This is a genomic window from Bradyrhizobium sp. USDA 376, assembly GCF_054063675.1.
Window position 1 is genome coordinate 6122367 of the sequence record NZ_JBSSGN010000001.1, and the last position, 11909, is coordinate 6134275.

The 11909-nt window shown below is 66.4% G+C and carries 8 protein-coding genes and 1 pseudogene; 5 read left to right on the top strand and 4 right to left on the bottom strand.

Annotated features, from left to right (window positions below; genetic code table 11):
• Positions 1-214: 214 nt before the first annotated feature.
• Together ACVJ19_RS28425 and ACVJ19_RS28430 are read right to left on the bottom strand one after the other, a co-directional pair.
• Entirely contained in the window at positions 215-982 is a 768-nt protein-coding gene (locus tag ACVJ19_RS28425) for a DsbA family protein (protein WP_453952499.1), read from the bottom strand.
• 102 nt (positions 983-1084) lie between these two features.
• Positions 1085-2488: a M48 family metalloprotease gene (locus ACVJ19_RS28430; RefSeq protein ID WP_453952500.1), complete on the bottom strand. Its 1404-nt coding sequence runs from the start codon at positions 2486-2488 to the stop codon at positions 1085-1087.
• A 206-nt stretch (positions 2489-2694) separates the two neighbouring features.
• On the opposite strand from ACVJ19_RS28430, the gene ACVJ19_RS28435 reads away from it, so the two are divergent.
• The 4 genes and pseudogenes from ACVJ19_RS28435 (at position 2695) to ACVJ19_RS28450 (ending at position 8228) form a co-directional block, all read left to right on the top strand.
• Entirely contained in the window at positions 2695-3882 is a 1188-nt protein-coding gene (locus ACVJ19_RS28435; RefSeq protein ID WP_453952501.1) for a pyridoxal phosphate-dependent aminotransferase, read from the top strand.
• A gap of 87 nt (positions 3883-3969) precedes the next feature.
• Positions 3970-4527, top strand: coding sequence for a biotin transporter BioY (locus tag ACVJ19_RS28440; protein WP_453955228.1), 558 nt, complete (start codon positions 3970-3972; stop codon positions 4525-4527).
• An 84-nt stretch (positions 4528-4611) separates the two neighbouring features.
• A complete protein-coding gene (locus tag ACVJ19_RS28445) occupies positions 4612-5946 on the top strand; it encodes a dicarboxylate/amino acid:cation symporter (protein WP_453952503.1) in 1335 nt (444 codons plus the stop codon).
• Between the two features lie 186 nt (positions 5947-6132).
• Positions 6133-8228 (top strand): annotated as a pseudogene (locus ACVJ19_RS28450) (tetratricopeptide repeat protein).
• On the opposite strand, the gene ACVJ19_RS28455 reads toward ACVJ19_RS28450, so the two are convergent.
• Together ACVJ19_RS28455 and ACVJ19_RS28460 are read right to left on the bottom strand one after the other, a co-directional pair.
• On the bottom strand, positions 8225-9457 hold the full coding sequence (locus ACVJ19_RS28455) for an NAD(P)/FAD-dependent oxidoreductase (protein ID WP_453952505.1): 1233 nt from the start codon (positions 9455-9457) through the stop codon (positions 8225-8227). The pseudogene ACVJ19_RS28450 and the gene ACVJ19_RS28455 sit on opposite strands and share 4 nt — an antisense overlap.
• A gap of 27 nt (positions 9458-9484) precedes the next feature.
• Complete coding sequence (locus tag ACVJ19_RS28460) at positions 9485-10981, bottom strand: amidase (RefSeq protein WP_453952506.1); 1497 nt, start codon at positions 10979-10981, stop codon at positions 9485-9487.
• A 202-nt stretch (positions 10982-11183) separates the two neighbouring features.
• Between ACVJ19_RS28460 and ACVJ19_RS28465 the strand changes: the two genes are divergently transcribed.
• Entirely contained in the window at positions 11184-11864 is a 681-nt protein-coding gene (locus tag ACVJ19_RS28465; protein WP_453952507.1) for a helix-turn-helix domain-containing protein, read from the top strand.
• Positions 11865-11909 lie beyond the last annotated feature (45 nt).

An 11909-nucleotide genomic window follows, 5' to 3' on the forward strand; every position in this document is an offset into this window, starting at 1 on the left:
ACCTCTCCTCACGTGATTTCTTTGCGTCATTGCCCGCGCCGACAACGAAAGGAGAGCGCGGTCGTTCCGAATTCCAGGGGTTCCGACGAGCTTTGTTTGTTGAACGCCGGATGAACGGTCTCGCCCGGATCGCGACAAACTGCGACGTTCCGAACCCGCGCAAAAAAAAGAGGCCGGCTGTGAGCCGGCCTCTTTCAACGCAATGTCGTGGCGCTCAGCAGGTCGCTTTGCCGCAGCGGGCAATGCCGATCTTTTCCTTCAGGCCCTCAACGCCGACCGCGCCGATCACGATCTGCTTGCCGATCACGTAGCTCGGCGTGCCGTTCATGCCCATCGCCTCCGCGAGCTTGAAGTTCTCCTCGATGGTGGCGCGCACCTCGGGGCTGGTGAGGTCCTTCTCGATCTTCGCGGTGTCGAGGCCGGCTTCCTTGGCGGCCTGCATCGCGCGTGCCTTGTCGGCCGCGCCGCGGCCGCCGAGCAGCTTCTGGTGGAAGTCGAGATATTTCTTGCCGGAGGGATCCTGCATGCGCACGGCGACGGCGACCTGCGCCGCTTCGACCGAGCCCTGGCTCAGCACCGGAAACTCCTTCAGCACGACCTTCAGCTTCGGATCGCTCTTCATGAGACTGAGCATGTCGTCCATCGCGCGTTTGCAATAGCCGCAATTGTAGTCGAAGAACTCGACGAAGGTGACGTCGCCGTCCTTGTTGCCGAGCACGACCTGGCGCGGCGAGTTGAAGATCGCATCCGCATTCTGCGCGATGCTGGCTTCGTGCTTCTGCGTTTCGGCCGCGGCCTGGCGCTTGCTGAGCTCGGTCATCGCCTCCTCGAGCACCTCGGGGTGGGTGACGAGATAGTTCTTGATGATCGCCTCGATGTCGGTGCGCTGGGCATCGGAGAAGCTGTCGGCCGACGCGGGCGCGGTCACGCCGAACATGGCGAGCGCAAACAGCGCGGGGGCAAGCAGACGCAGCGAAGGCATAGGCAAATCCTCTTATCCAAAGCAGGTTTCGGAAAACGTCCCGGCGGACTCAAAGCTCGGTGTCGTGACGTCGTGGTCTTAAGGCGTCGTTCCAGTTTGTCGTCAGTTGCGCGGCGGCTTGGCCGCCACGATGTCGTCGGCCTTGACCCATCCGGGCGTGCCGACGGCGAAACGGGTTTTCGCGCGCGTGGCGAGCTCGCGGGCGGTCTTGTTGTCGCCGCGCAAGTAAGCGGCCTGCGCCGAGGCGAGATCCGCCTCGGCATAGTCGCCCTTCCGGCCATAGGCCATCGCGAGCTGGGTATAGCCGAGCACCGCCTCGGGCTCCCGCGCCACGGCGGCGCGGAGAATCCGAACAGCATCGTCGGTGTAGGCTTTATTATCGGTTCCAACCAGAGCCTGCCCAAGTAACATCTCGATGAGGGGGGCGTTGTTGGAGAGCTGTACCGCCTTGCGCAGGGGAGCGATGGCTTCGGCGGCCTTGCCGCTTTCCAAAAGGGCCTGGCCGCGCACCTCGTAGAAGTACGGGTTGTTGGGCTGGACCTGGATCAGCGCGTCGATCTGGGCGAGCGCGCTGCGCAGATCGCCGTGCAGATAGGTGCTGATGGCCCGGGCATAGCGCGCCGGCATGCTGTCGTTGGTCTGCGGATAGCGGCGATACACCGTCTCCGGCCGCTCCATGAAGGCCGAGATCTTGGCGCGCACCATGTCGTGACGGAGCTGGAGCGCGGGATCGTCCTTCTTGTCCCAATAGGGACTGCTGCTGGCGAACTCCTGCAGTGCTGCGACGCGCTCAGCGGGCATCGGGTGCGACTGCAGATAGGGATCGGCGCCGCGGGCGGCGAACAGGCTCTCGCTGGTGAAGCGCTTGAAGGTCTCGTACATGCCCTTCGGCGACTGCTGCGTCGCGGTCAGGAATTTCACGCCGGCACGGTCGGCGTTCTCCTCCTGCTGGCGCTGGTAGGACAGCAGCGTGCGGCGGATCATCTCCTGCGGCCCGGCGATCGCGGCCGCGCCCGCATTGGCAAGGCCGTTGTTGCCGGCGCTGCTGGAGCTGCGGGTGCTGCCGGCGGCGATCGCGCCGGCGCCGAGCAGCATCGCGATGATCATCTGGGTCTGCGCGTTGGCGAGCTGCTCGCGCAGCTTGGACAGATGACCGCCGGCCAGATGCCCGGTCTCGTGCGCGAGCACGCCGATGATTTGGTTCGGCGTCTCCGACTGGACGATCGCGCCCCAATTGACGAAGATGCGGCGGCCGTCCGCGACGAACGCGTTGAACGAGCCGTCGTTGATGATCACCATCTGGATGTTCTGCTTCTCCAGACCGGCGACGCGCAGGATCGGGCGGGTATATTCGCGCAGCAGCTGTTCGGTCTCGGTATCGCGCAGGATCGGCGGCCCCTTGCTCTGCGCACGTGCCGCCGGGAGCGGCGCCAGTGCGATCGCCGCAGCCGTGACGAGGGCGGTGAGGGCGGAGGCCTTCTTGCGCAATGCGGTCTCGAGCAACATCAAGCGGTCTGGGTCAAACGGTCTCGGCAAGGGGACCTGAAAAGCAGTTTTCGTGATTGGTTTTGGCGATTGGCGGCGGACCGGATACGCGATATGGCCTATGAACCGTACCCCTTATGAGCCGTACAATGCGGCCAGTCTGGGGCGCAAGCGCCCCGTTTTTAAGGACCGGACGGACCGGTCCGCCAGCGAAATAGCAGAAATCGATGCAGGATGCGACATTGAGGAACCGGTTGGGGCAGTGGCTCGAGCCCTCCCGCCGAAGCGATGTTCCCCCGTTCATGGTGATGGACGTGATGGCCGCCGCGGCCCGAATCGAGGCTGCCGGCGGCCATGTCATCCACATGGAGGTCGGCCAGCCCGCGGCCGGCGCGCCGAAAACCGCTATTGCGGCCGCCCATGCGGCGCTCGAGGCGGGGCGGATCGACTATACCTCCGCGCTCGGCATCCCCTCCTTGCGCGAGCGCATCGCGCGCCATTATCGCGATGCCTATGGCTGTGACGTCAGCCCCGAGCGGATTGTGGTGACCACCGGCTCCTCCGGCGGGTTCATTTTGGCCTTCCTGGCGATGTTCGAGCCCGGCGATCGCGTCGCCGTGACGGTGCCGGGCTATCCGCCGTACCGCCATATCCTCACCGCGCTCGGTTGCGAGCCGGTGCTGATCGAGACCACGAACGAGACACGCCATGCGCTCACCGGCGAGGCGCTGCTCGCGGCCCATCGCAAGACGCCGCTGAAGGGCGTGCTGGTCGGCAGCCCCGCCAATCCGACGGGCACGATGATGTCCCGCGAAGCGCTCTCCGGCCTGATCGCGGCGGCGGAAGACGCCGGCATTCGTTTCATCTCGGACGAGATCTATCACGGGCTCGACTACGCGTTTCCGGCGGTCACCGCGGCGGCGCTATCCGAGCACGCACTCGTGATCAACTCGTTCTCGAAGTATTTTTGCATGACGGGCTGGCGCGTCGGCTGGATGGTCGTGCCCGAGATCCTGGTGCGCCCGATCGAGCGGCTGCAGCAGAACCTGTCGATCTCGGTGCCGTCACTGTCGCAGATCGCCGCCGAGGCTGCCTTCGACGGCGCGGCCGAGATGGAGGAGATCAAGCACGGCTATCAGGAAAACCGGCGGATTCTGATCGAGGGATTGCCGAAAGCGGGCCTCAGCAAGTTCCTGCCTGCCGATGGTGCGTTCTATCTCTATGCCGATGTCTCTGATTTCACCTCGGACAGTTTCGAGTTCGCCAAGCAGATGCTGGAACAGGCTCGCGTGGCGGCGACGCCCGGCGTCGATTTCGATCCCATCCATGGCCGTTCATTCATACGGTTCTCTTATGCGCGTTCGGCAGAAGAGATGCGGGAGGCAGTTGACCGGATCGCTCACTGGCTTAAATAGCCGCCAGTTTTCGTCAGCCTTCCGGAGTGCAACTTGTCTGACCGTTCCGCGCCCACCGCCGCCACGCGTTCTCCTCTCGCCGCATTGATGTGGCCGACCCGTCCGGGCGAAACCGTCGGCGCACTGCGCGCTGTTGTGCTGGTCGCGCTCGGCACCGCGCTGATGGCGCTGTCGGCCAAGGTGAACCTGCCGCTGCCTTACGTGCCCATGACGTTGCAGACGCTGGTGGTGCTGATGATCGGCGCTGCCTATGGCTGGCGCCTTGGCAGCGCAACCATGATCGCCCACCTCGCCGAGGGTGCGCTTGGCCTGCCGGTGTTCGCCGGTCCCGTGGGTGGCATTGCACCGCTGGTCGGCCCGACCGCGGGTTACCTGTTCGGCTTTGTGCTCGCTGCCTTCATCACCGGCTGGCTCGCCGAGCGCGGCTGGGATCGCAGCGTGGTGCTGCTGTTCGCCGCGATGGCGGTCGGCCACGTCGTCATTCTGGCCTCCGGCTTCGGCTGGCTGGCCTTCGGCATCGGTCTTGGCATGGCCAAAGCCTGGCAGGTCGGCCTTGCGCCGTTCATTGCGGCGTCCCTGGTCAAGAACGCGCTGGGCGCGACGCTGATGCCGGCAGCCCGCCGGATCGTCGACCGTCGCGGGTAAGACGCGCAATCACGAGCGGTTCCGATTGACAGGGCCGGCCAAGTTGATCTTGGCTGGCCCCAACGTTTGAGGGGGAGTGAAACGATGACGACGACAACGATGGCGGGGGCGCCGGTCGCGCCGACCTCAGCGAAGCCGTGGTACAAGATTCTCTATGTCCAGGTGCTGATCGCCATCGTGCTCGGCGCCATCGTCGGCTGGCTGTGGCCGACGTTCGCCACCAATGAGTGGATCAAGGCGATGGGCGACGGCTTCATCAAGCTGATCAAGATGGTGATCGCACCGATCATCTTCTGCACCGTGGTCTCGGGCATCGCCCACATCCAGGACGCCAAGAAGGTCGGACGCATCGGCGTCAAGGCGCTGGTCTATTTCGAGGTCGTCTCCACCTTCGCGCTGGTGATCGGCCTCGTCGTCGGCAATCTCGTCAGGCCGGGCGCCGGCTTCGGCAATGCGGCGGCAAGCGAAGCGGCGGTTGCGAACTACGCCAAGCAGGCCGCCGGCCAGAAGTCCGTCGACTTCGTGCTGCACATCATTCCGGACACCGTGGTCGGCGCCTTCGCGCAAGGCGAGATCCTGCAGGTGCTGCTGTTCTCGGTGCTGTTCGGCTTCGCCATCATGAGCCTGGGTGAGCGCGGCCACACCATCCGCAGCTTCATCGACGATGCCGCGCATGCGGTGTTCGGCGTCATCTCCATCGTGATGCGCGCGGCGCCGATCGGCGCGTTCGGCGCGATGGCCTACACCATCGGCAAGTTCGGCACCGGCGCGATCCTCAACCTGGTCGGCCTGATCGCGACGTTCTACGTCACGGCAGCGCTGTTCGTGTTCGTCGTGCTCGGCATCATCGCGCGCATGGCGGGGTTCTCGATCTTCAAGTTCCTCGCCTACATCAAGGACGAGCTGCTGATCGTGCTCGGCACCTCGTCATCGGAAAGCGCGCTGCCGTCCTTGATGGAGAAGCTGGAGCGGCTCGGCTGCTCGAAGTCGGTGGTCGGCCTCGTGGTGCCCACGGGCTATTCCTTCAACCTCGACGGCACCAATATCTACATGACGCTGGCGACGCTGTTCATCGCCCAGGCGCTCGGCGTCGATCTCTCCTTCGGCCAGCAGCTGACCATCCTGGTGGTGGCGATGCTGACCTCGAAGGGCGCCTCCGGCATCACCGGCGCGGGCTTCATCACGCTGGCGGCGACGCTCGCGGTGGTCGATCCGCGCCTCGTGCCGGGCATGGCGATCGTGCTCGGCATCGACAAGTTCATGAGCGAATGCCGCGCACTGACCAACCTCTGCGGCAACGGCGTCGCCTGCGTGATCGTTGCCTGGTGGGAGGGTGAGCTCGACCGCGACAAGCTCACCGCCAACCTCTCCAAGCAGATCGATCCGACCGACATGGAGACGGCGATCACGACGGACTGACCTGCAAGCTACAACCGACGGCGCCAGCCGCGCCGTCGGTCCCCAGGAATTGATAGGGCTGATCGAGATCGTCGATCAGCCCTTTTCTATGCGGACGCCGAGCCCGTCGGAAATTTGCTGGCCTCGCGCGCCGACTGACGGAATTTTCGAGCTCGCGCGTTTAACCCGCATCTCGGAGCTTGAGGGGTGGGTATCGTGAGCGACGCGGCTGTGAATCCGATTGTGTTGCAGGCGGCGGAGCATTTTGCGGCGGGGCGTCCGGATGAGGCGGATGCACTGTGCTCGGAGGTTCTGAAAGCCGACCCGGATCACGTCTCTGCGCTGCATCTGGCCGCCGTCGCCGCCTTCGTCACCGATCGCGCGGCGGAGGGCGCCGCGCTGCTCGGCCGCATCTTCAGCGTCGATCCCGACCACGCGCCGGCGCTCGTCACGCTCGGTGATGCGCTGGCCGTGAAGGGCGAGCAGGAAGGGGCGGTCGCGGCATTCCGGCGCGCGCTGGTCCGGCGGCCCGATGATGCTGGCCTGCACAACAAGCTCGGCGTCGCGCTCGACGAACTCGCGCGCTTCGACGAGGCCGAAGCTGCTTACCGCCGCGCGCTCGCGCTCGATGCGCATCTGACGCGGGCCTGCTTCAACCTCGCCGTCGTGCTCGCGGAGCAGGGGCGGCTCGCCGCGAGGCCGAAGAGGCCTATCGCGCCGTGATCGCGCGGGAGCCTTCGTATCGCGGCGTCTGGCTCAATCTCGGCAATCTCCTCGTCGATCAGGCGCGCCTCGACGAGGCGGAGGCGGCCTATCGCCGCGCGCTCGACCAAGACCCCGGGCTTCCCGGGCTGCTCTGCAATCTCGGCGAGGTGCTCTATCGGCGAGGATTGCTCGATGATGCCATTGTCCAGTACCGCCGCGCGATCGCGCTTGCGCCTGACAATGGTCCGGCGCTGCGCCTGCTCGGTCTCGTCCTGCACGAGGCCGGTCACCTGCAGGAGGCCGCCGAGATCTACGGGCGGAGCTTTGCGCGCGATCCATCGGACCACGTCATCGCCAGCAATCTCGGTGCCTGTCTCTCCGAGCTCGGCGCCCTGGACGAAGCGATCTCCGCTTGCGAGCACGCGCTGCTGCTGAAGCCGGATCACGCCCCGGCATGGACCAATCTCGGCATCATCTTCGAGAAGCAGGAGCGTGCCGCCGACGCGGTCGCGGCCCATCGCTGCGCGGTCGTCGCCGATCCTGGATATGCCAAGGGCCACGCCAATCTCGCGGTCGCGCTGCGCAATGCCGGTGAGATCGACGAGGCGCTCGCCGTCTCGCATCGTGCGATCGCGCTCGATCCGGAGCAACCGCTCGCGCAATACAACCATGCGCATTTCCTGCTGATGAACGGCGATTTCGCCGATGGGTTCGAGGCCTATCGCTGGCGACGCAAATGCAAGGCGCTGTCGGACGGCGATCCCGCGTTCGCCGAGCCGGAATGGCAGGGCGAGCCGCTCGAGGGGCGCACATTGCTGCTGTTCGCCGAATATGGCCTCGGCGATGCCCTGCATTTCGTGCGCTATGTCCCGATGGTGACGGCGAAGGGCGGCCGGATCATTTTGCAGGTTCAGCCCGCGCTCGCCGCGCTGCTGCGGCAGCTTCCCGACGTCACCGTGATCCCGCGCGGCGCGCCGCTGCCGCCATTCGATCTGCAACTGCCGCTGATGAGCCTGCCGCGCATCTTCGGCACCACGCTCGACACCATCCCGGCGCACGTTCCCTATCTGCATCCCGATCCCGCAAAACTGTCGCGCTGGCGCGCGGCGCTTGCGGATGTGACGGCACTGAAGGTCGGCGTGGTCTGGGCCGGCAATGCCAGACACAAGGGCGACCGGCAGCGCTCGCTGTCAGCCGAGGCCGTGCTGCCGCGCCTCGTGATGCCGGGCGTTCAGCTCTACGGCCTGCAAAAGGAGCCACGGCCCGAGGATGCTGCGGTGCTGGCCGCGCTCGGCAAGGACATCATCGATCTTGCGCCGGCGCTCGGCGATTTCGCCGACACCGCGGCAGCCGTCGCGGCGCTCGATCTCGTCATCGCCGTCGACACGTCGGTTGCGCATCTCGCCGGCGCGCTGGGTCGTCCCGTGTGGATGCTGACGCCTTACGCGCTCGACTGGCGCTGGCTGCGCGACCGCGAGGACAGTCCGTGGTATCCGACCATGCGGCTGTTCCGCCAGCGCAGCCCCCGCGAATGGGACGATCCGTTGCTGCGCCTGTCGGCCGCGCTCGCGGTGCTCGCCGCGAGCGTTGGGGGCTAAAACCGCTCCGGCCGGTACGGCGCGGGATCGATCGACGGCGTCTCGCCGCTCATCATTTCCGCGAGCAGGCGTCCCGTCGCGGGCCCCAGCGTAAAGCCCTGGTGGCCGTGGCCGAAGTTCATCCAGAGACCGGGATGACGCGGAGCTTGTCCGAGCACCGGGAGCATGTCGGGCGTGCAGGGGCGGGTGCCGAACCATGGATCCGGCTCGACGCGCTTGCCGAGATCGATCAGCTCGCGCGCGGAGGCTTCGGCGCTGGCGAGCTGCACCGGTGTTGCCAGCGCGTCCGGGCCCGTCAGCTCGGCGCCGGTGGTGATGCGAATGCCCTTGGCCATCGGGCCCATGGCGTAGCCGCCGCCCTTGTCGACCAGCGGCAGATCGAGCGAGGCGCCGCCGCTGTAATGCATGTGGTAGCCGCGCTTGCGCACCAGCGGAATGCGATAGCCGAATTTGTAGAGAAGATCCGGCGACCACGGTCCGAGTGTCACGACCGCGTGCGCGGCGTCGATGCGCCCCTGATCGGTGTCGACCGACCAGCCGCTCGCGCTCTGCTGCAAGCTCTGCGCATCGCCCAGCACGATCCTGCCGCCGAGGCGCACGAACAGTTCGGCATAGGCCGTGACCAGCGCGCCCGGATCGGACACGGTCCAGGTGTCGAGCCAGTGGATCGCGCCGGGCAGATCGTCGCGCAGGATCGGCTCGGCTTTTGTCAATTCGCTGCCCGACAGCACGCGAAAGTTCACACCGAATTCGCGCTGATCTTGCTCCGCGTCCTTGATCGAGTGCTCCAGGGCGGCGGCATCGCGGTACAGCGCCCGGTAGCCGGCGCGGCGGATCAGATTGTCGGCGTGAGCCTCGCGGATGAGGATGTCGTGCTCGCTCGTGGCGTAGCCGATCAGCCGCGCCCAGCCGACGATCGCTTCGCGATGCCGCTTCGGCGCCGAATGCCACCAGTAGCGCAGCAGCGGCTCGACATGGCGATGAAGCGAGGACAGGCTGTAGCGCACGTCGTTGGTGCGGCCGGTCGCGATCTTCACGAGCGAGGCGAGGTCGCGCGGCATCGGATAGGGGCGCACGGCTTCCGCCTGGATCATCCCGGCATTGCCATAGCTGGTCTCGCGGCCGGGCTCCCTGCGGTCGACGAGCGTGACGGTCCAGCCGCGTCGCTGCAGATGCAGCGCCGCACCCACACCGACCATGCCGCCGCCGAGAACGATCGCGCTTTGCATCGGAAAAAGTCTCCTGTCAGGCCCGGGTCATTCCCAGGTGAGAAAATCGGGTGCGGCCGACAGCGGCGGTGCTGAAACGAGCCGTGCGAGGTCGGGCACGGGTCGGCACAATTGCGCATCGTTCGCGAAGGCAGCCTCGATGCTCGCAGCGACCGACAGCACGATGGCGTCGCCGCCGCGCGGGCCGACGATCTGCAGGCCGAACGGCAGGCCAGCCTCATCGAGGCCGAGCGGAATGCTGATCGCGGGGTTGCCGGCAAGCGTAACGGCATAGGCGAGCGCGAGCCAGTGGAAATAGGATTTGGTCGGCACGCCGTCGATCTCGGCGGGATAGAGCTCCGACCACGGACGCGGGCTCAGCGTGATGGTCGGGCTGATCAGCACGTCGCAACTCGCGAAGAAGGTCTGGTAGGCGCGATAGATCCGCGTCTGCGTCGTTGCGGCGCGGGCGTGGTCCTCGAGCGTGTAGCCGAGGCCTTCCTCGACATTGGCGCGGACGTTCGGACCGAGCATTTCGGGACGCTCTTTGTAGTTCTTGCCGTGCGTCGCCAGGAACATGCCCGCGCGCAGCACGGCGAAGGCGTCGTCCGTGCCGGTGCAATCGGGCGTCCCCTCGCGGCTTTCGGCGAACAGCGGCGCGAGCTTGTTCACGCGATTGCGGAACACGCGGCGGATTGCCTGCTCGGTCGGTGCGAAGCCGAAGTCTTCGGTGAAGGCGAGACGCAGCTTGCCGAGATCGGCGGGGCGCGGCGCGGCCCAGCGCTCGGCGCGCGCACGCACCGGTTCGCCGGGCAGGGTGTAGGCGAGCGGATCGCGGGCGTCGTCGCTCGCCATCACCGACAGCATCAGCGCGGTGTCGGCAACGTTGCGCGCCATCGGTCCGTCGGTCGACAGATTCGACCAGCCGAAGATGCGCTTCTCACTTGGTACGAGTCCGTAAGACGGACGCATGCCGACAATGCCGGAGAAGCCGGCCGGATTGCGCAAGGACCCGCCGGTGTCGGAGCCCGAGGCGAGCGGAGCCATGCCGCAGGCGAGCGCCACTGCCGAGCCGCCGGAGGAGCCGGCCGCCGAGCGCATGGGATCGAACGGATTGCCGGTGGCGCCGAACACGGGGTTGCGGGTGTTGCCGCCCGCCGCCCATTCCGGCGTGTTGGTCTTGCCGAAGATGATGGCGCCGGCTGCGCGCAAGCGCGCAACCGAGCCCTGGTCGGCGACTGGTACGTTGTCGCGCAGCAGTGGGCTGCCATAGGTGGAGCGCATCCCGGCGGTGTCCTGGGTGTCCTTGATCAGGACCGGCAGGCCGTGCAGCGCGCCGCGATCCTCGCCGCGCAGGATTTCCGCCTCGGCGGCTTTCGCCGCAGCGCGTGCGCCCGGCTCGTCCAGCGTCACGACGGCGTTGACGGCGCCATTGACGGCGGCGATGCGCGACAGGCAGGCGTCGAGCAGCTCGACAGGCGAGATCGTCCGCGCGGCCAACAGGCGGCGCAACTCAACGGCACTGGAATCGCACAGTTCGGACAACGCCCGCTTCCTTTCAGATTATGAAAACGATTTAGCATATCGGAAACCAGGGCCGGCGCACCAATAATCGTCAAGCCGAGCCATTTCATGTGCAAGCGGTAGCCCAGGCTGCCCATCGGCCCACCAAATAGGACCGATCGGGGCTATATCGGTCGAAAAGATTAGACCGATCGATCAACTATTTTCGTGCTAGCATCGCGCCATGAGCGAGATCACGACGCCCGAAATTGCCAATTCCCAGCTCGGCCAATGCCTCAAGGCCGCCCGTCAGACGCGCGGCCTGACGCTCAAGCAGGTGGCGGAGCGGACCGGCATGGCGCTCTCGACCCTGTCCAAGGTCGAGAACGGCCTGATGTCGCTGACCTACGACAAGCTGCTCCAGCTGACCTCTGGCCTGAAGATGGAGATCGCCGAGCTGTTCAATCCGGCGGTCGCGGCGCCCGCGCGGGGCCGGCCGGTGACGGCGCGGCGGAGCATCAGCCGGGCCGGGCAGGGCCAGGTGATCACCACGAAGTTCTACACCTACACCTATCAATGCACCGATCTGATCGGCAAACGCATGGTGCCGATCGTGGCCGAGGTCCGCGCGCGCTCGCTGGAGGAGTTCGGCCCGCTGCTGCGCCACGGCGGCGAGGAGTATTTTGTGGTGACGCGCGGACGCGTCGCTGTCCACACCGAGTTCTATGCGCCTGAGATCTTGGGCGAGGGCGACGGCATCTATCTCGACAGCACCATGGGCCACGCCTACCTCAATGCCGGCGAGGGACCTTCCGCCACAGGCGTCTGCCTCTGCACCAGCGAGGCGCCCGATCTCTACGACCAGCTTCGCCAGATCGCCGCGCGCGACGTCGCGCCGCTCGGGGATGACGAGGTGCCATCGTAGCGGTGGAGCCCTGAAACGAAAAACGCCCGGCGGTGCCGGGCGTTT

Bases quoted from the DNA above. Each gene is read 5' to 3' on its own strand.
- ACVJ19_RS28430 (WP_453952500.1), bottom strand. From the start codon at position 2,488: ATGTTGCTCGAGACCGCATTGCGCAAGAAGGCCTCCGCCCTCACCGCC.
- ACVJ19_RS28425 (WP_453952499.1), bottom strand. From the start codon at position 982: ATGCCTTCGCTGCGTCTGCTTGCCCCCGCGCTGTTTGCGCTCGCCATG.
- ACVJ19_RS28440 (WP_453955228.1), top strand. From the start codon at position 3,970: ATGTGGCCGACCCGTCCGGGCGAAACCGTCGGCGCACTGCGCGCTGTT.
- ACVJ19_RS28445 (WP_453952503.1), top strand. From the start codon at position 4,612: ATGACGACGACAACGATGGCGGGGGCGCCGGTCGCGCCGACCTCAGCG.
- ACVJ19_RS28435 (WP_453952501.1), top strand. From the start codon at position 2,695: ATGCAGGATGCGACATTGAGGAACCGGTTGGGGCAGTGGCTCGAGCCC.
- ACVJ19_RS28455 (WP_453952505.1), bottom strand. From the start codon at position 9,457: ATGCAAAGCGCGATCGTTCTCGGCGGCGGCATGGTCGGTGTGGGTGCG.
- ACVJ19_RS28465 (WP_453952507.1), top strand. From the start codon at position 11,184: ATGAGCGAGATCACGACGCCCGAAATTGCCAATTCCCAGCTCGGCCAA.